This is a genomic window from Paenibacillus sp. J22R67, assembly GCF_059692175.1.
In genome coordinates this window covers 93,046-116,334 of record NZ_JCAUAX010000003.1, presented here as the reverse complement: position 1 = coordinate 116,334, position 23,289 = coordinate 93,046, and the positions used below count along the sequence as shown (strand labels likewise).

Genomic DNA, 23,289 nt, shown 5'->3' with positions numbered 1-23,289 from the left:
GATTAATGTTCAACTTTTTGTTGTTATCTTGCACATATTATATAGCGATTAAGCTTTCACAGTCAATACTTATGTCAGGTATTTTTTATTGATGTGTAAGCTATGCTCACACTCTTTCACAGACTTTTCTTATATACAAAAAAAGGAAACGAGTTTCTTCCTAATAGAAGAAACTCGTTTCCTTGAACATAATATTATGCCAGAATAGCTTCTTTCTGCGTATCGAACTTTTTGCCAAGCAATGGCGCAAGCTTCTCTAAATCAACAAGCAAGTTTGCGAATTGGTCCGGGAACAGCGATTGTACGCCGTCGCCAGTCATGGAGTTGTCCGGATCTGTATGCATTTCGATGATTAAGCCGTCCGCGCCTGCAGCAACGGAAGCTTTGGTCATCGGAACGACAAGTTCTCTGCGACCCGTACCATGGCTTGGATCAGAAATGACAGGAAGATGGCTAAGTTGTTTAAGTACTGGAATAGCAGATAAATCCAATGTATTACGCGTGTATGTTTCGAATGTTCGGATTCCGCGCTCACAGAGCATCACGTTCGGGTTACCGCCGGCAAGAATGTATTCTGCAGCATTCAGGAATTCGTCATATGTGGAGCTAAATCCGCGTTTTAGCAGAACTGGCGTTTGAATCGTACCAAGCTTACGCAGCAGATCGAAGTTTTGCATATTGCGTGTGCCTACTTGCAGGATATCTGCATACTGAGCACACACATCCACGTACTCAGGAGTCATTACTTCTGTAATGGTTAGAAGTCCATGCTTCTTGCCCGCTTCAGCCATCATGATCAAACCTTCTACGCCAACGCCTTGGAAGCTGTATGGCCCTGTTCTTGGCTTGAACGCGCCGCCGCGCAACACTTGCCCCCCTGCCGCTTTCACCAAACGGGCGATTTCATCGATTTGCTCCGGTGTTTCTACGGCGCAAGGTCCGCCCATAACGACTAGTTGCTCGCCGCCAATTTCCACGCCTTTAATATTGATAACTGTATCTGCCGGATGGAAGTCACGGCTTGCTAGTTTGTATGATTTCGAAATTTTCACGACTTGTTCGACTCCTGACATTTGGCGCAGTTGTTCTGCTAATTTTGGATCTGCTTGACCGATAATACCGATAACTGTGCGGTCTTCGCCTTTGGAGACGTGAGCTTGCACACCTTGCTTCTCGATAAATTGGACAATTTCTTGAATACGCTCGTCAGACGTTTTGTTAGAAGTAATGGCGATCATGATATACACGCTCCTCATTTATATGGGTTGTTCCACTTAATCACTTCAACGCTTGTTCGCTTCTACGCTTTTAATCACTAAAGTAAATATACAACGCTTGACGAAGATTCGTCAAGCGTTAATTTATTTGCTATTCTTCTTGCTTAGAAGGTGTGAGCTGATCCTTGCGGATTCTGCGTTTTTCTTTGCGACGATTGGTATGGTATTTGAGAAAGAGCACAACAGGGAAATAAGCTATAAGACCGAGAATGGTTCCAACCACCATCCCACCTACAATCAAGTCCAACCCGCTTCTGATGATATTGGATAAGATATGTGGTAAATGATGAATCAGATAAACCTTAACATGCTTCGGTACCAACCAATCTCCAACCTGCTTATTGAGAATTGAGAACGGAAGATAAATGACTTTACCGAATACAAACCCAATTAATGCCGCAGGCAGATTAGCTCTTAACAAATATACCAAAGGAAAAATAAGAACGAATGCAAATCCTGCTGTAGGCAGGGTAAACATTTCTATAGCCAGACCAATTGAAAAGCCGCGCGCAACCTTAGATGGGCCGCCTTTGGCACGTAAGAGAAGTAAATATTTGTACCTAAACCAGCGTTTGCTGCTTTTCCAATCGTAGCGAGTTTTCATCATTTTCACCTTCTGAGTGCTCTGCATGCTGGTCACAATCCCGCCCTGTGGAATAAATACGAATTACTCACTGCTGGCTGCTTTGGACTTCATAGCCGGAATGAGCTTCTTCATATTAATAGTACGTGTAACTGCCCAAGTGGTTTCATCTTTCGGATCGTAACTTTCCAGGTAAGATATGACTTCTTTGGTAATCGGTGTCGGTGTTGAAGCCCCTGAAGTCACCCCAACTTTACGGACATGGGTTAACCATTCACGATTCAATTCTGTGATATCAGCTATTCTATACGCCCTGACTCCAGCAATTTCCTCTGAAACTTGCGCTAATCGGTTAGAGTTATTGCTTTTGGGATCTCCGACAACAATAACAAGATCAGATTCTTTGGCTTGTTCTGCCACGGCTTCTTGCCGCACCTGCGTTGCAAGGCAGATCTCGTTATGAATTTCCGCTTTGGGGAACAGCTCTAAGAGACGATTCATGATGTGCCTGATATCCCACTGGCTCATCGTTGTTTGATTCGTAATGATGATACGCTCTGACTTAATGTTCAGATGGTCTGCCTCTTCCAGCTTTTCAATAAGGTGCACAAGGCCAGGAGCAACCCCTACGGCGCCTTCCGGCTCAGGATGCCCCTTTTTACCAATATAGATAACTTCATAGTCGTCTGCTACTTTTTCGCGAATCAAATCGTGTGTTTTTGTCACATCTGGGCAAGTAGCGTCGACAACTGTCAAACCTTTGTCTCTAGCCCGTCTTCTAACCTCGGGAGAAACGCCGTGCGCCGTGAAAATGACAGTGCCTTTTTCAATTTGCTCCAAAATTTCAAGACGGTTCTCACCGTCCAGCGTGACGACACCTTCTTCTTTGAAGAAATCGGTGACGTGTGCATTGTGCACAATCATACCTAATATATAAATTGGTCTTGGAAGATTTAAATTTTTTGCTGTTTGCATAGCCAATGCCATCGCGTCTACGACACCATAACAGTAGCCTCTTGGAGAAATTCGTACGACTTCCATGCCTTCCACCTACCCACATCATCTGTTTTCCTTTTATTATAACGGATTACACAGGTAGAGGAAAGTTAGCCGGCAACCATATCATAAATGTACTGCCCTCATCCTTGCGCGTCGTCACTTCAACGGATCCTCCATGCTCATCTATAATCCATTTGGCGATCGATAAACCTAGCCCCGTACCCGTAGTTAGCCCTCTAGATAAGTCAGCACGATAGAATCTGTCGAAAATATGGGGAATATCTTCTTTATCCATCCCGATCCCCGTATCTGCAATTTGAATACCGATAAAATTATTCGTCCGCGACACATGAAGCGATACAGTCCCAACTGGCGTATACTTGAACGCATTCTCAATGAAAATAAACAACAGCTGCTGTAAATAATCGCGATTACCTTGTACGATGGCCTGCTCTAGATCCTCCAGATCACCCACCTGCCAGTCCGCGGTATGCTCCAATAATTGAGCCCTTCTCACGACCTCCTGAACGAGCGGCAGCATTTCGACAGGATTCTTCTCCATGACAACCCCTGCATCTGCTCTAGCAAGCGCGAGAAGATCATTCACGAGCCTGCTCATCCGCTGCGCTTCCCCGGCAATATCGTGCATCGCTTCCAGCGACATCTGCATCTGCTCCGGTGTGGCGAGTTCCGTCCCTGACGTTTTCTTCCACATTTTCTCCAAAAGATCCACATTCCCTCGAATCGTCGTCAGGGGTGTTCTGAGCTCGTGAGAAGCATCCGATACGAATCTCCGCTGCGCACGGTAAGCTTCATCCAGCTCCAGATAGGTAATCTGGATACGTGAGAGCATACCGTTAATCGTTTGGGTGAGCCGGCCGATTTCATCCAGCGGCCCTTGGTGCTCGATTCGTTTCTCTAAATCGTCCCCGCTCCCAATTTGATTCGCTGCATCAATCACGCGTTCGATCGGTTGAAGCGCCTTTCTCGATAAAAACCACCCAAGCGAAGCAGCAACGATGATCGTAAGCAATGCCCAGAACATCAGCGTATACTTAAGGGTAACGGCCGTTCTCTCATAGCTGCCAATAGGGACGGCCGCTTGGAGAATTCCAATCAGTTGACTGGTTTGATTATAGATCCCTTGATAATAGATGAGGAAATCCTGTCCAAGCACCTTGGTCTTTTGATAAAAACCATCATCGTCCACCTTTAATTTATCGATGCTAGAAGTATCCAGTGGCAAAGCAACATTATAAAATTGCAGGTTTGCCGAGCGATTAAAGCTTTTGAGGTTCACATTGTATAATTGCAGGAATGTATTCGTTGAATTGAAATCTCTGTTCTCTAGCTCTAATTCCACGACAAGCCCCTTTTGCGAAAGGGCGATGCTCTTCTGAATACGCAAGGAGCTTTGCTCCCCTTCTCGCTTCAAATCCTGACGGATCTGATCGTACAAAAAGTAATTCAAGAAAACATACAGCACAATCCCGAAAAGCAGCATCGTCAATGCCAAAACACCTGAATACCAAAGCGTCAGCCGCAAACGAAGCGACATATCAGAATTCTCCTCTCAATACGTACCCCGCTCCCCGGACGGTTTGAATCAATCGTTTATGGCCGAACTCTTCCGTTTTTTGACGAAGCAGCGCTATGTATACCTCGAGCACATTGGATTCGCCGCTGTAGTCGTAGCCCCATATTTTTTCCATAATAATATCGCGCGAAAGAACACGCTTCGGATTCTGCATGAACAGGTGCAGCAAATCAAATTCTTTGGTTGTCAATTCAATCAATTTATCGTCACGGAAAACCTCGCGCGTATCCAAATCAAGTATCGTATCCTCATAGTTCAAACGGTTCGTAGGCTGCTCAGTCCGCTCCGTTCTACGACGCAAAAGAACTCGCACCCTCGCGAGCAATTCCTCCAGCGCAAAGGGCTTGACCAAATAATCGTCAGCTCCAAGATCCAAGCCTTTCACACGATCGCTGATTTCATCTTTGGCTGTTAACATCAAGATCGGCACCTCGCTGCCGCTTTCGCGGATACGGCGCACAACCTCCCAGCCGTCAATATGCGGCATCATCACGTCCAAGATCAGTAAATTCGGCTCCGCTCTCAGCATTTGCTTGAGTCCCTCTGCACCATTGCTTGCCGTTTCAACGGAATAGCCTTCAAATGCCAGGCCACGTCTTAACATAGACGTAATTTTCTCATCATCATCGATAACCATAATATTTTCTCTCATCGGTCAGCCCCCCCATCTTTCTCTTCATTGTATCAAAATCAGCTTGGCATGCAAAAAAGAAGCAGAGCCTGCAAGCATGCAGCCCGCGGGTCTCCACTTCCTTTTTATCGTACGAACGAATCTCTGTTTATAGATGGGTTGCTTTCTATTATTCAGCAGGCGTTTCAGCCAACGTATTCTTGTCTCCTATTGTAAGCGGAACATCCATGCGTTTGCCGTCGCGAATAACACCCAACGTTACTTTATCGCCGACTTTTGTTGCTTGAACTTTCGTAATCAACTCCTGGGAGTTCTTGATCTTAGCGCCGTTAATATCAACAACTACATCATATTGGCGAAGACCAGCTTGGAAAGCAGGACTTTTACGTTGAACGCTGCCAACCAATGCCCCATCCGTATTTGAAAGTTTCAATTCGCTAACCCAGTCTTTACCAATATCCTGTAAACCTACACCCAAGTAAGGAACTGGTTCTTTAGGAATTTGAACGTTGTTTTTCAGGTTATCCAATACCGAAGAGATTGTGCTAGTCGGAATCGCGAATCCGATACCTTGGGCTTGCGAGCTTACCGCTGTGTTAATTCCGATAACCTCACCATTCAAGTTGAGCAGAGGTCCGCCGGAGTTACCAGGGTTAATGGAAGCATCCGTTTGAAGCAAATGCTTATACTCGCGTGTTCCTTTCGTATCTGGAATGCTGATCGGACGTTCCTTCGCACTCAGCACACCAACGGTTACCGTATGATCAAAGCCGTAAGGGTTACCGATGGCAACAACCCAATCTCCAACGTTCACATCTTCTGCTTTGCCAAGAGGGAGAATCGGGAAATCTTTGTCGCCTTCAATTTTGAGGACAGCCAAGTCTAGATCGTAGCTGTTTCCAAGCAGTTTGGCTTTGAACGGTTTATCGTAACCCTCAACCGTAATTTGAACCTCATCAGCTCCGTCTACCACGTGTTCATTCGTTAAAATATAGCCCGTTTTCTCGAAAATAAACCCTGTTCCCATGCCTGCTGGCTGAAGCTCGCCGCTGGCCGAACCTTCCGTACCGCTTTTCGGTGCGGTACCTCCGCCGTTATCTCCAAAGAATTGGCGGAAGAACGGATCATCGAAAAGCGAGTTGCCGCCGCGCGTCGACTGTTTCGGCTTCACCAAAGATTCGACCTTCACGATAGCTGGCCCAGCATTCTGGGCAATCGCGGAAATGTTGCCTGGGCGGACAACGTCAAGCCCTACGTTCTTCACTTCACCGTTATCGCTAGAGCTCTTCGTCGTAGCTGTGGCCGTACTGCCTGAAGCCAGCGGCTGATTGCCTGTGAACAAGTTCAATTTGTCAGCGCTGAACATGAGTGCGCCTACGACCAAGGCACCTGCCATGAAAGCAGCGAAAACGCTTTTTATAGAAGAACGTTTTCTAGCATGCGGATCCCAAGGGCCAGGTCCTTGTGTAGAACTTACATCTGGGCCGAAGCTGAATGGGCGCAAGTTCTTAGGCGGAGTAACCTCAACACTGGAAGTTCCCTCTGTACTTGATGCGGAAGTTGTAAGTGCTTCCTGTTCGTTATTCTCGTTAAAGGCTGACTTGTAAGGTCCATAAGAATAATAGTAGGAAGGTCTTTCTTTGTTCGGGTCATGCGGTTCTTCAGAGTTCATTTCTTTAGGGTTCGTTGTGTCATTCGAATCGTTATTGTTATTCTGCGACTTGAAGAAATCGCTGTAGTCTTTTTTGTTGTCTTCCATACTTCTTACCTCCATTTGTTTATATGAGTTATAAAGTGCATGTTCGTTAGTTGGTTTATGTCTTGCTGTCTATGGTACTATCATGCACTCACAACCTTAAACGAATATTAAAAAACAATAAAATGGAGGTAAAAAAAGGACGCTTCTATTGCAGCCAAGCTTGTTCAACCTTTTTGAGCAGACCCGCAGCTTCTTTTACCCACTTGTCGTCTACTTCAGCATCCGGATCGAGCGGCGCTTGAAACTGATCAATCATCGCTCCATAGGTTTCCGCTTCTGCCGCTTGATCAAGGCCCTCATTGTAGACATGTTTCAGCACGAATGGGGTTCCCACTTCTACGATGGCATCTGTCGCCTCCGTATCGCCATCGATTCTCCCCGTCACAACTTGAAAGGGAATTCGCAACCACACCTTATGAGCTTCATCTAAAAAGCGGTCAAAATAACCATGGTCATAATCCCAATTGCCGCCGAGTGCAAAGTCAAACTCATGCAGGTGGTCTCTAACACTGTCAAAAGATTCTTTGACCTGTTCTAATGATGATGATATTGTTTTCATTCCGACACTCCTTAAGCGCTCATATTAGTTTCCTTACGCATAGAGTGTTCCAAAATGTAGTTTTTATGTGTCAAATATGCCTATCTCATTAAACCCAGCCTTTACGGTGTGCAAAGATAGCCAACTGTGTACGATCATCCAATTCACACTTCATCAGCAGATTGCTGACATGCGTTTTAACCGTTTTTATACTAATAAAAAGTTCCTCAGAAATGTCTTTATTGCTTTTACCTTCTGCAATCAATAACAGCACTTCCTTCTCGCGTGAAGTAAGTCCTTCTTCCTCCGGCATTGCGTTGCGCTGCCTAACACCTCTCGTAAGTGCCAGCGAAACTTCCGAATTCATCACAGGCATGCCGCGGTATGCGCTCTGGATGGCGTGAATCAATTGATCTGAAGAGATGGTTTTCAGCATATAGCTGATAGCTCCCGACTCCACAGCCTCAAGGACTTTGGCTTCCTCCAGAAAGCTGGTTAGCATAATAATTCTGACTTGCGGAAATTTGCCGTAAATTAATTTCGTTGCTCCAATCCCGTCGAGCACGGGCATCGTAAGATCCATTAAGATAACATCTGGGAGCCCTTGGGACAGCTCGCCGTTTAGCTTATCGAACGCCTCCTGGCCATTGCTGGCTTCCCCCACAACCTCCAGCCCCGGTTCCATAGAAATATAAGTTCTTAATCCTACGCGAACCATATCGTGATCATCAACAATCATTACTTTAATGTTACTCATGCACTTCTCCCTCTCTTTCCTTTGTGACAATGCCAGTCTGTCCTGTAAAGCGCGGAATGCGTACTCTAACACGGGTGCCTGAACCTAATTTACTGTCGATCTCCACATCGCCGCCCAGCTTTTGCGCTCGTTCCCTCATGGTGGATAAACCATGGGAAGCTGAAGAGATATCCTTCCGCTCGAATCCCTGCCCATCGTCTTGCAGTTGAAGCACATATTGATGCTCTCTTTCATAAATGGCCAACCGCACTCCTTTGGCAGAAGCGTGCTTCACGACATTCGCAAGACCTTCTTGGATAATGAGGAAAAATTGATGCTCAATCGCTTCTGAAATCGTTTCACGCAAAGAAACATCAAGCTGGCCCTGCAGCTCATGGGTCCGGCAATATTCCGGAAACCACTTCTCCAGGGCTTCTTGAAGGCTCCTATCATTTAATTCAATTGGTCTAAGCTGTGAAATCAAACCTCGCATCTGCTTCTGGGCATGGTGCGACATTTGAATCAGTTGATCCATTACCGCCCGCGCAGCATCAGGGTTTCTTTCCAATATTTTGGGCAATGAGGAAGCAGACATATGAATCGCGAACAGCTCCTGGCTGACCGTGTCGTGCAAATCACGTGCAAGCCGGCGCCGTTCTTCCATTACGGCATTCTCTGTAAGCTCTTGATCGCGAATCGCTTCGGCCTCGCCAAGTTTCTGCAGCAGCTGAACACGATCTTCAATAGAAGCTGCCATTTTATTAAAAGCATCATATAAGTACATGAACGGTTCAACAGGCTCAAGCTCAACACGACTACTGAAATTGCCTTTAGATAGTTCAAGCATAGCCACATGAAGTTCATCAACCTTACGCTGCCATCTCCTGGTTGCTATATAACCTACTGTTAAACAGACCGCTAAAATGGCAATGAGAAACCACATCCGGAACTCCCACGATGCGAGCTCCTTGCTATAGTATTCCAGCACAATAAAAATACTTGAGACGGTGAGTAAGCTCGAAATCAGAAAGTAATTCAGCAGCTGCCACTTCATATTGAACATTCGCAATTTGTACATGCTCCATCCTTAACCTATCTTTTTGATTGTGATATCACCAATAAACATGCTTGTCGTGACGATAAGCTTCCGCTCAGCTTCTTCATAATGAGAGGTTTGTGTTCTCACGCTGCGCAAGAATCCACTCTCACGGCGATCAAGAACCTTCATATCCCCTATAAAAGAACTTGCCATCACCCGAACTTCTACATCCAGATCGTTAGGAATAAATATTTTCACGTCGCCGATAAAGGCCGTTACATGAATCGTTGTTTCTCCAAGTGGGATTGCAGCTCGGGTTAGGTCAATAACAGAATCTCCAATGAAGTGAGAGATTTGAATCGGTTTTAATTCCCAAGCTTCTTGCCCCAGATGCACATCCCCGATGAAGCCGTGACGATGAAGAACATCGCCTGAATCAAAGTTGCGCACGAAGTCATCGTATCGGTGGTGACCGTGGCCATGAAGATTTTGTGTTTTCGGCTGAGCATGCGATTCAGGTTGAACCGTAGGCCTCTTCGCGGCTGGATCTCCAGAGCCAAGCCATTCTTCCGCATGCTTTTGATGAAATTCGCCATGAATATCCTTGAGAACTTCTTTTTCCTCATCGCTTAATGTATGCTTCGTTTCATTTCCCGAGAAAGGGTCTCGCTCTACTTTTTCCTTATTAGGTGCCTTCGTCGCAGAATGATTCCAACCGGAGGAGTCCCACGGGCTACTATGTTTCTCGTGCTCCTTCCGCCTTGCCTCTCGTCTCTCTCTTCTTGCTTGCTCTTTCGCTTCTTTCATTGAAAGCCAGTCAGGCGATTCTCTACGACCAGGTCGAAAGATGACGTTCAGCCCGAATAAGATCAAGGCAACAGGGGCCAAAAATTTAAACATGTCTCCAAGCGAGCGATCGGTGAGATTCAGATTCTTAAGAAGGAAAATCGTTCCTACCCCGCAAACGAGCAAGCTCCAGATTGAACCTCCCCAATGATACTTGCGCTGCCATAGGAATCCGACGAGGCCATAAAAGATGAGAATGACAGGCCAATACGTGGAAAACATATAAGCAAGGTCAATATGAATGAACCCCAGTTGATTAAGTAAAAAAAGGATACCTGCCGTCACAAGGACAAGCCCCCAAATTATGCGTTGAAACATATGCGGATTCATACGTTCTTCCTCCATTTGTGTACATCGTTGTTAAGATACTTCTAGTCTATAAGATACAAGCACGATTGAAAAGAGACGAAGGATTGAAGGCTGCCTCGGTCTAGAGACTGAGTTTTCCGAACACAACCCACAAATAACTAACATGAGTTTGGAAGATACGAACAATGCGCCATGCATGTTATGTATTCTTACGTATTTCGTTGACATGTTTATCATGAGAACCGTATAATTGTTCCATCAGAACGCTTCGAATATAAGGGAGAGATTACAAATGGATCAAATCCAGCAGCTTTCCAGCGGTCTAGATACCATATGGGTGGTACTAACTGCTGCCATGATTTTATTGATGGAAGGGGGCTTCGCGTTACTGGAAGCAGGCTTTGTCAGACAGAAAAATGCCGTGAGCATCATCATGAAAGTGTTTGTTGATATCGCTTTCGGAGCACTTGTTTTTTATTTCATCGGTTTTGCACTCATGTATGGCAAAGATGCAAGCGGAATCATCGGAACGAGCGGCTTTTTCATGGGAGGAGATTTAACACACATCGTGCTTAACATCTCACATGAAACCTATTGGCTGTTCCAATGCGCTTTCGTAATTGCTGTTATCTCCATCGTATCAGGTGCTGTCGCAGAACGCATCAACTTCCGAGCTTACATCCTTTACACCATTGCCATGACAGGTTTAATTTATCCGATTGCCGGCCACTGGGTATGGGCTGTAGGTGGCTGGCTTGGAAAGCTAGGGATGGTTGATTTCGCTGGGTCGGCCGTTATCCACGCGCTTGGCGGATTCTCCGCACTCGCAGCTGCTATGATTATCGGCCCCCGGATCGGTAAATTTTCTGCCGACGGCTCAGCCAACATCGTGCCGCCCTCCAATTTACCGTTAGCTTCCGTAGGTGCCTTCATCCTATGGTTTGGCTGGTTCGGCTTCAACTCCGGCAGTACACTAAGCGCTACCAATACATCGATCGGCCATATCGCTGTAACGACCATGTTGGCTGCTGCTGCAGGCAGCGCAACCTGCATCCTGTTTACAATGATGCGCTATCGCAAGGCTGACCCGCCAATGGTCATCAACGGCGCACTTGCAGGACTCGTTGGCATCACTGCTGGTTGTGCATTTGTTAGTGATGCTGCCGCCATCTTCATTGGAGCTATTTGCGGAATCGCGATGGTCTACGCAACGGAAATGCTGGAAGCTAGGCAAATCGATGACCCTGTCGGAGCGTTTCCTGTGCACGGGATCAGCGGCAGCATCGGAACATTAGCTGTAGGCTTATTCGCTCAGCCTGATACCATACGCGAGGGAACAGCCGGTTTATTTTATGGCGGCGGATTCGGCCTGATAGGTGTTCAAGCATTAGGTCTCGTCACGATTTGTATTTGGGGCTTCGCCATTACTTGGGGCGTCATGAAGCTCATTAATCTTATCGTACCCATACGTGTGAGCAGTGATGAAGAGCTCGTAGGCTTGGATGTAGGAATCCACGGGGTTCCCGCTTATAGCCAAGAAGACGGTTTTCTGGATTTGGAACAGTTGAAAAAAGGATAAATATGACAGCAAAAAACCCTTCCATCCGGAAGGGTTTTAATCTCTATATTAGTTAAGCAGTTCTTCGAAATCATCGGGAATGGTAATGTCCTCGCCAGGTTTGGATTCGTTCATAATCTGTCTGGCACGTGCGATTTCGGCACGCAGTTTATTCACTTGCTCCATTGGCTTCTTCACATAATGGATATATTCAACGGCCAGATGATGGTCAGGTTTCTTCCCCGTAAACATGCGACGAAGTGAAGACATTGCTTGATAAGCTCGCTCTTCCTTCATTCTCTTCATTTCGTAACGCTCCACTACCTGCTCGATCTCTAAAGCTTGCTGTTCCTTGCGGGTAATGTAAGCTTCCAAGAAAGGAAATACCTCCGCGGCTTTCCTAGATGTCCTTTGAGAATTACCGTTTAATCGCATAGCATTCAGCATAGTCACTCACCTATCTCTCCATGTTAACATTCATCACAGTAATCTTATTTTACACTAAAACAATGGTTTTGAGAACCATTATTTCAATATTAAATCGATTCCTACAACACCAATAGGGACTCCCGTGTCACTTATTATTGCTTTTGATAAGGTAATACACGGCTTTTTCGTAATAGCTGACACGTATTCCTCCGAAACGAAAAGTTCACCAGCCATCGCCCGCTTCCACCACTGTCTCCCCTTTCCACTGACCAAGCCAGCTTCCGGCAATGAAAAAATGAAGGTGCCATCTGCTCGGTTCGACCAAATAGCCTCAATACCATCCGTTTTCTTCAAAACTGCGCTTAATAGAGCGGTGTGGCTCGTATCGACGAGGGAAGTGATGTCAGGTTTAAGCACAAGGGAGCTGAGCAGCTGCTTCATCTCTTGGATATTGACGTTTGTTGTTCCTTTCGTATTTTGCAAACCAACCGCTTGAATGGCTTGGATAAGCTCTGTCGAGGAGCGATCAAGATTATGGTTGATGTGCTGCAGCATCGAAACTTCCTGGCGCTGCTTTTTCATTTGCAAAAGCGTATTCTCGACACTGTCCATAGTTTCGTTCATGAGATCTACCACTTGACCGAGCGAGGACCTCGTGCCTGTTACTAGGGTGGACTGCGTCTTGGTTGAACTTGTTGTACTTGCGACGAGATTGTTCACATTCAGGATTAGAGAGAAAATCGTATCGATTTTTTCTTTCATCACCTTCATTTCGCTAATTCCTAAGGCAACTGACTTCTTCTCTTCTGCAACGGCTGTTACAACTTGCGCAACGCCACTCTCAATAGCGGTCAAAATTTCCGAGGATTTTGTCACCGCATCATGGCTTTGCGCAGCCAGCTTCTTGATCTCCTGCGCGACAACCGAAAACCCGCGCCCTTGCTCACCCGCCCTAGCGGCCTCAATGGAAGCATTAAGGGCAAGCAACGACGTTTGAGAGACCACTTCAGCAATGAACGTATTGATTTCTTCGATTTTGGAAGTATGACTGGTAAGATCCTGAATCTTGCGTTGCATCGTATCATTATTGATATGCAGATCGCTCATGACCTCGTCAGTCGCATTCAGGGAGCGGCACACATCAACAACTGTGTCTTTGGTCTGTTCACTCTCTTTATTCATATGTAGCGATGAATCTAAAATATGGTCAGCTGCTGCCGCCACCTGCTGAATCGCTGCGAACGCTTCCTGCAGCTGTCCAACCGCTTGATCGCTGCGAGCTTTCAAATCCTCTTCCCCTTGAATAGAAGCATCCGCAATGTGCAGCAGTTGACTGATAGAGCGATTCACTTCTTCCACCGCCGCTGCCAAGCGATCCGCAACTACCTGCGACTCCTGTATAAACGTCCGGAACTGCTCCTGCTGCGCCTTTTCACAATGGAGTGAAGCGCTTGATGCCTTACTCATAGCAATGGTCAATATCCCTAAAAATAAAAAAACAGCCAACCCTGCAGCCGTGAACCAAATAGATGTTGAGAATAAAGCGATTACACTTACTGCAATACCGATGAGAATAAAACCATACAACCAAGCTTTCAGTTTCGTCTCTGCCTGCATAAGCAATTGGCACTCCTCCCAGAAGGGCAAATGTTAGATTTTGCTACATTATATCGAAAATAGGCGAATATGAAAAGAAATAAAAAAGCAGAGACCCTTTCAGGCCCCTGCTTTTCTTTCATTGCTATGGTTATGGTTATTCGTTATTTGTTTTGGTTTTGTGTGTTCGTTTGTTGCTGCTTGTTAGGTACCGCAGTTTCCGTAGCGAACTCTACGTCTTGTGCTGCTTTCTTGTTTTTGTTCTTAGCCATGTTCAATCACCTCCTGTATGTTTATAGTTTCCCAAACAGGATTTTTTATGATGAAAAAATTTAGCCTGAACAACTTTTACAAAGATTTGGTAGGAGCTATGATCTCATCCTTCAATTGATTCCAAATGAGCTCAGTCACCTTGCCATTCCCCTGCTTGACGATAAATACTTTGACGGTTTTTTTGCCCCATTCCTTGTAGACCTGATCTTTCGTGTCAAAATACAAGTCAATTTTCTTCCCTTTAATCGCGCTTCCTGTGTCGGCAACTACCCCGTAACCATATCCCGGGATAAACAAAACCGTGCCGAGCGGAAAAACTTTCGTGTCTGCAGCGATGGTCGATAATGCTTTATCATCCCGCTTTACTTTGATCCCAGAGAAAGTAATCCCATACTCAGGATGACCCGGAGTTTTCCCCGTGGATTCTTTACCTGCATAATACCCGGTAGCCGTCACTTCAACCGCCTTAAGTTTGGACAAGTCCGAGTCCAGTTTAGGCACATAGCGATAATTGATTTGTTGCTTACGATCTTGTGTTACTGGCACAGAAACAGGTTCCGAATTGCTCGGGATATCCATTTGATGCGGCACTTGTATATGGCTTACGGTTTCTGCCGTGTTTCTTGTTTCTTGTCCGAAAAGCGCAATCAAAACATTCATGATCATCCATGTCCCAAGCCACTTGGGCTTAGTAAATAACGCAGTAAACATCGTTTTGATACCTCCCCTACTATTGCAGGTTGTCCAGTTCATTCCAGAATTAAACCTCCATATGCAGACTCACAGATTAAAATGCCCCCTTTGCGTTCCCTTATACATACCAAAATGCCTAATTTTGAAAACAAAAAAAGCAGAGAAGAATCACTCTTCTCTGCTTGCATGGTATGCGATTATAGTTTTTTGCTGATTTCTTCATTGATCATGCCGATAACTTGTTCAATCGGATGTGTACCCAAGTCCCCTTGACCACGTTTGCGGACAGATAGGCTTTCGTTCGTTACTTCATTTTCCCCGACAACGAGCATGAACGGAATTTTCTCCAGCTGCGCCTCACGAATCTTGTAACCCAGCTTTTCATTGCGGTTATCCGCTTCGACACGAATACCTGCAGCCAATAGACGCTCAGTCACTTTATTTGAGAATTCCTCAAATGCAGGCGATACAGGAATGACTTTGGCTTGCACCGGCATTAACCAAGTTGGCAGAGCACCTGCGAAATTTTCAAGCAAGAATGCTGTCATCCGTTCCATAGTCGAGATGATCCCTCTATGAATAACAACCGGACGATGCTTCTGGCCATCTTCACCAGTGTACTCGAGCTGGAAGCGCTCTGGCAGCAAGAAATCAATTTGGGCTGTGGAAAGAGTCTCCTCTTTCTTAAGCGCTGTTTTGATTTGAACGTCAAGCTTAGGCCCGTAGAAAGCCGCTTCCCCTTCAGCCTCATAGAACGGAAGTCCTAATTCTTCTACAACTTCACGCAACATGCGTTGGGAAGTTTCCCACATTTGATCATCTTGGAAATACTTCTCAGTGTCCTTAGGATCGCGGTAAGAAAGGCGGAAACGGTAGTCAGTAATGCCGAAGTCAGCATATACTTGACGGATCAAGGTAACTACACGTGAAAACTCTTCCTTAATTTGATCCAAACGACAGAAGATATGAGCGTCATTCAGTGTCATTGCGCGAACACGGTGTAAACCAGTTAATGCGCCTGACATTTCATAACGGTGCATAGTTCCAAGCTCTGCGATACGAACTGGCAGATCACGGTAGCTGCGCATATCACTTTTATAAACCATCATATGATGCGGGCAGTTCATCGGACGAAGGACAAGTTCTTCATTGTCCATGACCATTTTCGGGAACATATCTTCGCTATAGTGATCCCAGTGACCGGAAGTTTTGTACAGCTCAACATTGGCAAGAACCGGTGTGTACACGTGTTGGTAGCCTAAACGCTCTTCCAAGTCTACAATGTAACGCTCCATTGTGCGTCTCAATTTGGCACCGTTTGGCAGCCAAAGCGGTAAACCTTGACCCACCTCACGGGAGAACGCGAACATTTTAAGCTCTTTGCCTAGCTTGCGGTGGTCACGCTTTTTCGCTTCTTCGAGCAAATGCAAATGCTCATCCAGCTGCGCTTTTTTAGGAAACGCAGTTCCGTAGATGCGCTGCAGCATTTTGTTTTTCGCGTCTCCACGCCAGTAAGCACCTGCTACGCTTAACAGTTTGAAAGCTTTAATCTTGCCAGTGGATGGCAAATGCGGTCCGCGACATAAATCAAAGAATTCACCTTGATCATAAATAGTGAGCACGGAATCTTCCGGTAAATCGCGGATTAATTCAAGTTTGTACGGATCTTCCATCTCAGTGAAAATGCGAATGGCTTCCTCACGGGAAACCACGCGGCGAGTAATCGCCAGGTTCTCATTGGAGATGCGTTCCATTTCCTTCTCGATTTTCACCAAATCCTCTGGGTTCAGGGGAGTATCCAAATCGATATCGTAGTAGAATCCGTCTTCAATGACAGGTCCGATTCCTAATTTTACAGCCTTGTCACCGTAAATGCGTTTAATAGCTTGAGCCATTAAATGAGCAGTACTGTGACGATACATTTCCAATCCCGCTTCATTGTCGAGTGTCAAAATCTCAACGTCTGCATCATTTTCCAAAGCGAATGACAAATCAACTGATTTTCCGTTCACTTTACCGCCTACCGCGTTTTTCTTCAGTCCGGATGAAATGGATTCCGCCACTTGCTCAATGGTCGTTCCAACTGCGTACTCTCTCACTGCGCCATCTGGTAATTTCACTTGTACAACCATCTTCGTTCCTCCTGTATATGTGATTGAACGCAAAAAAGCACACTGCATCCCATAAGGGACGAGTGCGCTCAGCTCGTGGTTCCACCCTAGTTCGATTCGCTTCATGTCTACTCGAGCCATGGCGAATCCTCATCAGCATTCGGTAACGGGAATGATTCCGGTGTTGAATACTAACAGCCTGCCATTCAGGCCGAATTCCACAACACGGCTACAAAGGGGTAAACTAACTGTTTCACTGAAGGAGATTGCAGCCTAGTCTCCTCTCTCTGTGCAGTTCTTGCAGAAAGTTCTTGTCTTTGATTAACGCCTTCGAACACTATTATAATTGGCTCTTCGTTCAAGGTCAAGGGGATAGTTGATCTTGTTTTTTCGCTTCCCCTAAATAAATGTCACATGTTCGGCAGTATGAGCACACCGTAGTTCGATCCTCGAAGATTTGCCTAATCGTTTTAATGATCGTCATATCCGCATCTCTCGTGTGAATATAGATGTTTGCAGGAGATACCGTGATCAGCGTGCTTACGATCATATCTTCGAAATTAATGTCCTTCTCCAACATTTCCATCTTAAAAGAGGCATCAAATTCATTGGCATCAATAAGCTCCATGCGATCATTCAAAATAACAAACTCATGACCACCTTTATGGATGAGATGAACAACCGGGATTTTAGCCTCTTGAATATACACAAAATATTGCAAAAGAGAAATAAATTCCTGGTACTGGCGATCCATCATGAATTCATCTATCGCATATTCTGCTATTTCCCGCAGCTCGTCCGTGTAATCTTGCAAGCGGAAATGGAGGAAGCCGTCCAAGCTGAGCCTTGAAGTTTCTTCTAAAGCCAGCATAAGCTGGTCGACTAATACTTGTCTGCGTCGTTGAATACCAAAGCTGTTGGTGAGAACAGGGGAGTCTTCCATCCCTGTGTCTGTATATACGGATGGTTTGCAATAACCTTCGATAGCTTCCAGGTCTTCTTTGGTCTCATACTTAAATTCTTTGATAAGCAGGTTGCGTAAAATATTCGATTCCTTCTCTGCAATGATGTGATCTGCTAGTACACCAGCGAGATTCGGCCTCATCTGGCCTCGCACTGCCGAAATTTCCTTGTCAGTTAACTTCGATTCAAGGTGGATATATGCATGTGTTTCTGTCCATTCGTATGCAATTGTCCATCCACTTTCAACAATATGTAAAAGTTGCAGCTCACGTTCTATTTGAGCGCTTAGCGAACGCACGTATGACTCATCAACCTTCATGATCACGATAGTAAACAGCTCCATACCCTCACTCCTTCCATCAATACATCCTCCTCTTAAGAGTATATGGTCGATAGGTAGGAGATATACAACGAACAAATTGCCATTTCCTTTCAGTATTTTTTATCAAATCTTTAAGTAAAGGTATTCCAATCCCGCAAATTTTCATGCTATGATAGTCATCATAGTGCTTTAGTCTCATATTGGAGTGAGTATCCATGCAAATAGACGCATACCAGCTGCACAGACACGCTTGGAACCGCAAGTTACTGAACACCTACTGGTTCCTTGTCATGCTTCAGCTACCATTCGAACTTCTCTACTCTTTTACCACAAAAAGGGATGCTTCCAACACGTCAGGGCATCTCATTATTTCCGTCCTCACCATGATCCTTATCCTACTCGTACTAGAATCGACCAATAAATATTATAAAAAGCTGCTGGATTACCAAATCATTAGCGGCGGTGCGATCTTGTCCTTCACGATTATTTACTTCAATTACGAAATAAATCTCGTCATCCTTTACCTTTTACTCCCGGTTTTTGTTTCTATTTTTTACCTGCAATTCTCCAAAATTATTTATTCCGTAGCCTTATCACTAGTCTCCTTCTCTATTCTTTTTACTGTAAAATTGCGTTTACTCGCAGATTATACATTTGTTGATCTCCTAACCATATTGCCGGTGCTGAGCATTATTTCGATCGTTACTTTCGGAATTATCAAGCGCGGCGTTGAAATCCTGAACAATTTGCAAATCACAACAGAATTGAAACAGGAACTATTGATCAAAAATATTATCATGGACAAACTCTCCAAAACAGATGCGCTAACTGATTTGTATAACCATATTACCTTCCATGAATACTTGGATGAGCTCATTATGCAAAACGCTCTAGGTCACTTCTGCATTCATCTCGCCGTGCTCGACATTGACAATTTCAAGAAAGTTAATGATACTTACGGCCACAGAGCTGGGGATGCTGTCTTGAAAAACGTTAGTAGCGCCTTGAAAAATCATATAGGTCTCAATGACTTTGTGGCCAGATACGGCGGCGAAGAGTTCGCTATCATTTTCACAGAGAAGAACACCGATGTGGTGTTTGATTTACTGGAAAGAATCCGGTGGCAAATTTCCCAAATGAAACAGGAAGAGCTGAAAGGTCAAGCTGTCACCATCTCTATCGGGCTCAGTGAATACCAACCAGGGACCTCCAAAGAGCTGCTTTTCGCTGGCGCCGATCAATCCTTATACATAGCCAAGAAAACGGGTAAAAACAAAACGATCATCCACACGGCTCCCTTGCAGCAGGATGCGCGATAATTCATGCAAAAAAAGCCTCCAACCACGATACAAGTGGGATGGAGGCTTCTTTATTAATGCGTTAAAGATTAATTCTGCATGACAAAATCTTTATCAATCTTCACATTCACGTCGTCGAAAACACGCAAAATTTGGTATTTTGTGTTCCTCTGTGCAGGAATTTTGCCCGCTTGGCGAATGATGTCCAGCGTTGAAGTAACGTTGACTTTGTGCGTCGTACCCGCCGCGGATACCACGTTTTCTTCAATCATCGTAGAACCGAAGTCGTTGCAGCCGTAGCTCAGGGTCTGTTTACCCACTTCAGGTCCCATGGTTACCCAAGAGGATTGGAAGTTCGGAACATTGTCGAGCATAATCCGGCTAATTGCTAATGTTTTCAAATATTCCTCAGGCGTTACTTTCTCTGCCTTCATGTTCGTATTATCCGGTTGGAATGTCCACGGAATGAACGCAAGGAAACCTGGTGTATTAAGCTTCTGCATCAATACATCGTCCTGTGCATCTCGGATACGCAGCATGTGGAGCGCACGCTCCTCCATCGATTCACCGAAACCGATAACCATGGTGCCCGTTGTATGCATACCAATTTTGTGAGCGGTTTGCATCACATCCATCCAGTCGCGCCATGAGCCTTTGAGCTTACTAATTTTACGTCTAGTCCGGTCATCCAAAATTTCGGCGCCGCCGCCAGGCAAGGAATCCAGTCCAGCTTCATGCAGTTGGCGAACAACTTCTTCTAAGGATAAGCCGTCTGAAACGTCTTTCATTTTCATAATTTCAGCTGGTGAGAAAGAGTGCATCGTAATGTCAAAACGCTTCTTAATCTCACGCAAAATGTTCGTGTAATAGCTGAATGGCAAGTTCGGATTGGTTCCGCCTTGCATCAGAATTTCCGTACCATTCACATCCAGTGTCTCTTGAATCTTCTGGAAAATGGTTTCGTCCGGCAATACATACCCTTCAGCTGAACCTGGTGCACGATAAAACGCACAGAATCTGCAGTACACATCACAAATATTTGTATAGTTGATATTCCGTCCAATAACAAACGTAGTAATCGGGTCCGGATGCCATTTTTTCATAATTTGATTCGCAGTATCGCCAATTTTCTCTATTTGATCGGATTCGAACAGTGTAATGCACTCTTCTACATCAATTCGCCCGCCTGATTGTGCTTTATTTAAAATACGATCGATCGGTTTCACAGCTCTTCACTCCTTTAATTTCTGATGGCTCGTATCCATTCATCGTACCATATTCATGCCAAAAAAGCAGCAAATTGCTGCTTTTCATAAGTAGGAACCTTTTTCAAATATGACTATTGTGGGAATTCCGGATCATTTATCCGCGAAGCGCTTGCTCCAAATCTTCAATTATGTCTTCAATGTCTTCAAGACCAACCGAGTAGCGGACAAGACCGTCAGTAATGCCTCGCTGCAGGCGAACTTCCTTCGGCATCGCGGCATGAGACATCATAGCCGGATAGGACAAAATGCTCTCAACAGCGCCAAGGGAAACGGCTACAAGCGGTATGCGCACTTTGCTCAGCATCTTTTTCGCTTTCTCGCCGGATCCTACATCGAACGAAACTACAGCCCCATAGCCGAGGGACTGCTTTTCATGAACCTCTCTGCGAGGATGGTTCGGAAGTCCCGGGTAATACACAACCTCAATGTCAGGCTGCTCGGATAACCATTGCGCCAATCTTTGAGCGCTTTTCTCTGACACTTCCATACGAGCTTTCAAAGTTTTCATTCCGCGGATAAGCAGCCATGAATCTTGAATGCCAAGAACATTACCTAACCCGTTCTGGATCTGCTTCATTCTGCGGCCAAGGCTATCATTCGCAACTACAGCAAGTCCAGCAAGGACATCGCTGTGTCCGCCCAGGAATTTGGTTGCGCTGTGAAGCACAATATCAATTCCTAGCTCAATTGGACGTTGATGGTAAGGCGTCATGAATGTATTATCCAGCATCGTCAGTAGATCGTGCTCTTTGGCAAAAGCAGCTACTTCGGCAATGTCGGTGATTTTGAGTGTTGGATTGGAAGGTGTTTCAAGGAACACAGCTCTTGTGTTAGAACGCAGCGCTGCACGAACCTCAGCAATATCCGTCATATCGACGAACGTTGACTCTACCCCCATCCGATTCATTATTGTTGTAAGCAAGCGATATGTACCGCCGTACACGTCTTCCGTCACAATGACATGATCTCCTTGGGAAAGGAGCATGAAAGCCGAGGAAATCGCAGCCATGCCGGATGCAAAGGCGAAGCCGCGCGTTCCCCCCTCAAGGACTGTAATGTAGTCTTCCAGGGCTTGACGGGTAGGGTTACCGGAACGCGTATAATCATATTCTGGAGAAACCTCTAAATCGGCTTGATGGAAGGTTGACGCCTGATATAAGGGCACGCTGGAAGCGCCTGTCGCTTCATCAATCGCAGCGCCGAAATGTATAAGTTTTGTAGCGAATTTGCCGTGAGGCTTGCGTTTATCGTTCGGTGAATGGCTCATTACAGGGATTCTCCTTCTAATTCAGCTTGTGCTAGGCTGAGTGCATTCGCTAAATCTGCAATGAGATCATCTTGATGTTCTATCCCAACAGAGAAGCGCAGAAGGCGATCATCCACACCGATTTGCTGACGAATTTCAAGCGGAATATCCGCATGCGTTTGTACAGCCGGGTATGTCATCAACGATTCAACGCCACCTAAGCTCTCCGCGAAGGCAATAAGCTGGATGTGACGCAGAATCGGCTCAACCAGTCTGGCGTCTTTCACTTTAAAGGAGAAAATTCCTGTGTTTCCGCTGGATTGCTTGTTTTGAATGGCATGACCTGGATGAGACTCCAGTGCCGGATAATAAACATCGCTGATGAGCGGGTGCTCCAGCAAGAAGTTCGCAAGGGCTGTTGCATTCTGCTCGTGACGCTCCATACGAAGCGCCAGCGTCTTCATGCCTCTCATCAACAGCCAACTGTCTTGCGGACCAAGAACAGCTCCAATCGAATTGTGAAGGAACGCCATTTGTTCTGAAAGTTCTTTGCCCTTGGTCACAATCAGACCGGCAAGCACGTCGTTGTGTCCACCCAAATATTTAGTCGCGCTGTGAACGACGACGTCTGCACCCAGTTCTAGTGGACGCTGTAAATAGGGAGTTAAAAGCGTATTGTCGACGATGGACACAATACCCTTCCTACGGGCCCATGTACATACAAGTTCGATATCTGTGATCATCATGAGTGGATTCGTCGGCGTCTCAATGATCAGCCCTTTGGTATTCGAACGGTAAGCAGTCTCCAAACCATCCAAATCGTTCGTATCTACATACGTAGCCGTTACACCGAAGCGAGACATGATTTTCTCAAGCAGACGGTACGTACCGCCATATAGATCCAAGGAAACAATCAAGTGATCGCCTTGACTAAAGTAGGCAAACACCGTTTGCAGCGCGGCCATCCCGGATGAACATGCGAAACCGGCATCTCCGGATTCCAATTGAGCGATCGCATCCTCAAGCACTTTGCGAGTTGGGCTTTTGGTACGCGCGTAGTCAAAACCAGTGCTTTGACCGAGCTTCGGGTGACGGAAAGCAGTAGCTTGATAAACAGGGAAGCTGATAGCTCCAGTTACAGGTTCTTCGATGGAGCCAATTTGGGCGAGACGACTTTCGATTTTCAACAAAGGGAGTTCCTCCTCATGATTTGGGTTC

Annotated in this window: 20 protein-coding genes; 2 read left to right on the top strand and 18 right to left on the bottom strand. The window is 45.6% G+C overall.

Annotated elements, in window-relative coordinates:
* Positions 1 to 194: 194 nt before the first annotated feature.
* The 10 genes from aroF to liaF form a co-directional block, all read right to left on the bottom strand.
* Positions 195 to 1,238, bottom strand: coding sequence for a 3-deoxy-7-phosphoheptulonate synthase (gene aroF / locus AC58VC_RS12600; RefSeq protein WP_145659934.1), 1,044 nt, complete (start codon positions 1,236 to 1,238; stop codon positions 195 to 197).
* Positions 1,239 to 1,368: 130 nt separating this feature from the next.
* Entirely contained in the window at positions 1,369 to 1,884 is a 516-nt protein-coding gene (locus AC58VC_RS12595; RefSeq protein WP_497369789.1) for a DUF2062 domain-containing protein, read from the bottom strand.
* 60 nt (positions 1,885 to 1,944) lie between these two features.
* Positions 1,945 to 2,901 carry a 4-hydroxy-3-methylbut-2-enyl diphosphate reductase gene (locus AC58VC_RS12590; protein WP_497369119.1) on the bottom strand — a complete coding sequence of 319 codons (957 nt, stop codon included), beginning with the start codon at positions 2,899 to 2,901 and terminating at the stop codon, positions 1,945 to 1,947.
* A gap of 46 nt (positions 2,902 to 2,947) precedes the next feature.
* A complete protein-coding gene (locus AC58VC_RS12585) occupies positions 2,948 to 4,417 on the bottom strand; it encodes a sensor histidine kinase (RefSeq protein WP_497369118.1) in 1,470 nt (489 codons plus the stop codon).
* Between the two features lies 1 nt (position 4,418).
* Positions 4,419 to 5,108, bottom strand: a complete 690-nt coding sequence (locus AC58VC_RS12580) for a response regulator transcription factor (RefSeq protein ID WP_497369117.1) — start codon at positions 5,106 to 5,108, stop codon at positions 4,419 to 4,421.
* 148 nt (positions 5,109 to 5,256) lie between these two features.
* A complete protein-coding gene (locus AC58VC_RS12575; RefSeq protein ID WP_497369116.1) occupies positions 5,257 to 6,846 on the bottom strand; it encodes a S1C family serine protease in 1,590 nt (529 codons plus the stop codon).
* Positions 6,847 to 6,991: 145 nt separating this feature from the next.
* The gene (locus AC58VC_RS12570) at positions 6,992 to 7,405 is read right to left on the bottom strand and encodes a YugN family protein (RefSeq protein ID WP_145659944.1); all 414 of its coding nucleotides are present in this window, start codon (positions 7,403 to 7,405) and stop codon (positions 6,992 to 6,994) included.
* Between the two features lie 88 nt (positions 7,406 to 7,493).
* On the bottom strand, positions 7,494 to 8,141 hold the full coding sequence (locus AC58VC_RS12565) for a response regulator (protein WP_497369115.1): 648 nt from the start codon (positions 8,139 to 8,141) through the stop codon (positions 7,494 to 7,496).
* Positions 8,134 to 9,198, bottom strand: a complete 1,065-nt coding sequence (locus AC58VC_RS12560; RefSeq protein WP_497369114.1) for a HAMP domain-containing sensor histidine kinase — start codon at positions 9,196 to 9,198, stop codon at positions 8,134 to 8,136. The genes AC58VC_RS12565 and AC58VC_RS12560 overlap by 8 nt, the downstream gene beginning before the upstream one ends.
* A 9-nt stretch (positions 9,199 to 9,207) precedes the next feature.
* Complete coding sequence (gene liaF / locus AC58VC_RS12555; protein WP_497369113.1) at positions 9,208 to 10,323, bottom strand: cell wall-active antibiotics response protein LiaF; 1,116 nt, start codon at positions 10,321 to 10,323, stop codon at positions 9,208 to 9,210.
* A 283-nt stretch (positions 10,324 to 10,606) separates the two neighbouring features.
* Here liaF and AC58VC_RS12550 point away from each other — a divergent pair, with 283 nt between their 5' ends.
* Positions 10,607 to 11,893, top strand: a complete 1,287-nt coding sequence (locus AC58VC_RS12550) for an ammonium transporter (RefSeq protein WP_497369112.1) — start codon at positions 10,607 to 10,609, stop codon at positions 11,891 to 11,893.
* Positions 11,894 to 11,941: 48 nt separating this feature from the next.
* Here the strand turns inward: AC58VC_RS12550 and AC58VC_RS12545 are convergent, their stop codons facing one another.
* The 5 genes from AC58VC_RS12545 to ytxC form a co-directional block, all read right to left on the bottom strand.
* Positions 11,942 to 12,247, bottom strand: a complete 306-nt coding sequence (locus tag AC58VC_RS12545; RefSeq protein WP_497369111.1) for a hypothetical protein — start codon at positions 12,245 to 12,247, stop codon at positions 11,942 to 11,944.
* Between the two features lie 150 nt (positions 12,248 to 12,397).
* Positions 12,398 to 13,918 (bottom strand): methyl-accepting chemotaxis protein, encoded by a 1,521-nt coding sequence (locus tag AC58VC_RS12540; RefSeq protein ID WP_497369788.1) that lies wholly within the window; start codon positions 13,916 to 13,918, stop codon positions 12,398 to 12,400.
* Positions 13,919 to 14,245: 327 nt separating this feature from the next.
* The gene (locus tag AC58VC_RS12535) at positions 14,246 to 14,881 is read right to left on the bottom strand and encodes a 3D domain-containing protein (RefSeq protein ID WP_497369110.1); all 636 of its coding nucleotides are present in this window, start codon (positions 14,879 to 14,881) and stop codon (positions 14,246 to 14,248) included.
* 179 nt (positions 14,882 to 15,060) lie between these two features.
* On the bottom strand, positions 15,061 to 16,995 hold the full coding sequence (gene thrS / locus AC58VC_RS12530) for a threonine--tRNA ligase (protein WP_497369787.1): 1,935 nt from the start codon (positions 16,993 to 16,995) through the stop codon (positions 15,061 to 15,063).
* A 343-nt stretch (positions 16,996 to 17,338) separates the two neighbouring features.
* On the bottom strand, positions 17,339 to 18,280 hold the full coding sequence (ytxC, locus tag AC58VC_RS12525) for a sporulation protein YtxC (RefSeq protein ID WP_497369109.1): 942 nt from the start codon (positions 18,278 to 18,280) through the stop codon (positions 17,339 to 17,341).
* Positions 18,281 to 18,474: 194 nt separating this feature from the next.
* Here ytxC and AC58VC_RS12520 point away from each other — a divergent pair, with 194 nt between their 5' ends.
* Positions 18,475 to 19,578: a GGDEF domain-containing protein gene (locus tag AC58VC_RS12520; RefSeq protein ID WP_497369108.1), complete on the top strand. Its 1,104-nt coding sequence runs from the start codon at positions 18,475 to 18,477 to the stop codon at positions 19,576 to 19,578.
* Positions 19,579 to 19,646: 68 nt separating this feature from the next.
* Here the strand turns inward: AC58VC_RS12520 and mqnC are convergent, their stop codons facing one another.
* The 3 genes from mqnC to AC58VC_RS12505 form a co-directional block, all read right to left on the bottom strand.
* Entirely contained in the window at positions 19,647 to 20,783 is a 1,137-nt protein-coding gene (gene mqnC, locus AC58VC_RS12515) for a cyclic dehypoxanthinyl futalosine synthase (RefSeq protein WP_145659965.1), read from the bottom strand.
* A gap of 136 nt (positions 20,784 to 20,919) precedes the next feature.
* Positions 20,920 to 22,092 (bottom strand): trans-sulfuration enzyme family protein, encoded by a 1,173-nt coding sequence (locus AC58VC_RS12510; protein WP_497369107.1) that lies wholly within the window; start codon positions 22,090 to 22,092, stop codon positions 20,920 to 20,922.
* Positions 22,092 to 23,258 carry an aminotransferase class I/II-fold pyridoxal phosphate-dependent enzyme gene (locus AC58VC_RS12505; RefSeq protein ID WP_497369786.1) on the bottom strand — a complete coding sequence of 389 codons (1,167 nt, stop codon included), beginning with the start codon at positions 23,256 to 23,258 and terminating at the stop codon, positions 22,092 to 22,094. The genes AC58VC_RS12510 and AC58VC_RS12505 overlap by 1 nt, the downstream gene beginning before the upstream one ends.
* Positions 23,259 to 23,289: the final 31 nt, after the last annotated feature.

Coding starts and splice junctions, on each gene's coding strand:
- aroF (WP_145659934.1), bottom strand. CDS start 1,238: ATGATCGCCATTACTTCTAACAAAACGTCTGACGAGCGTATTCAAGAA.
- AC58VC_RS12595 (WP_497369789.1), bottom strand. CDS start 1,884: ATGATGAAAACTCGCTACGATTGGAAAAGCAGCAAACGCTGGTTTAGG.
- AC58VC_RS12590 (WP_497369119.1), bottom strand. CDS start 2,901: ATGGAAGTCGTACGAATTTCTCCAAGAGGCTACTGTTATGGTGTCGTA.
- AC58VC_RS12585 (WP_497369118.1), bottom strand. CDS start 4,417: ATGTCGCTTCGTTTGCGGCTGACGCTTTGGTATTCAGGTGTTTTGGCA.
- AC58VC_RS12580 (WP_497369117.1), bottom strand. CDS start 5,108: ATGAGAGAAAATATTATGGTTATCGATGATGATGAGAAAATTACGTCT.
- AC58VC_RS12575 (WP_497369116.1), bottom strand. CDS start 6,846: ATGGAAGACAACAAAAAAGACTACAGCGATTTCTTCAAGTCGCAGAAT.
- AC58VC_RS12570 (WP_145659944.1), bottom strand. CDS start 7,405: ATGAAAACAATATCATCATCATTAGAACAGGTCAAAGAATCTTTTGAC.
- AC58VC_RS12565 (WP_497369115.1), bottom strand. CDS start 8,141: ATGAGTAACATTAAAGTAATGATTGTTGATGATCACGATATGGTTCGC.
- AC58VC_RS12560 (WP_497369114.1), bottom strand. CDS start 9,198: ATGTACAAATTGCGAATGTTCAATATGAAGTGGCAGCTGCTGAATTAC.
- liaF (WP_497369113.1), bottom strand. CDS start 10,323: ATGTTTCAACGCATAATTTGGGGGCTTGTCCTTGTGACGGCAGGTATC.
- AC58VC_RS12550 (WP_497369112.1), top strand. CDS start 10,607: ATGGATCAAATCCAGCAGCTTTCCAGCGGTCTAGATACCATATGGGTG.
- AC58VC_RS12540 (WP_497369788.1), bottom strand. CDS start 13,918: ATGCAGGCAGAGACGAAACTGAAAGCTTGGTTGTATGGTTTTATTCTC.
- AC58VC_RS12535 (WP_497369110.1), bottom strand. CDS start 14,881: ATGTTTACTGCGTTATTTACTAAGCCCAAGTGGCTTGGGACATGGATG.
- thrS (WP_497369787.1), bottom strand. CDS start 16,995: ATGGTTGTACAAGTGAAATTACCAGATGGCGCAGTGAGAGAGTACGCA.
- ytxC (WP_497369109.1), bottom strand. CDS start 18,280: ATGGAGCTGTTTACTATCGTGATCATGAAGGTTGATGAGTCATACGTG.
- AC58VC_RS12520 (WP_497369108.1), top strand. CDS start 18,475: ATGCAAATAGACGCATACCAGCTGCACAGACACGCTTGGAACCGCAAG.
- AC58VC_RS12510 (WP_497369107.1), bottom strand. CDS start 22,092: ATGAGCCATTCACCGAACGATAAACGCAAGCCTCACGGCAAATTCGCT.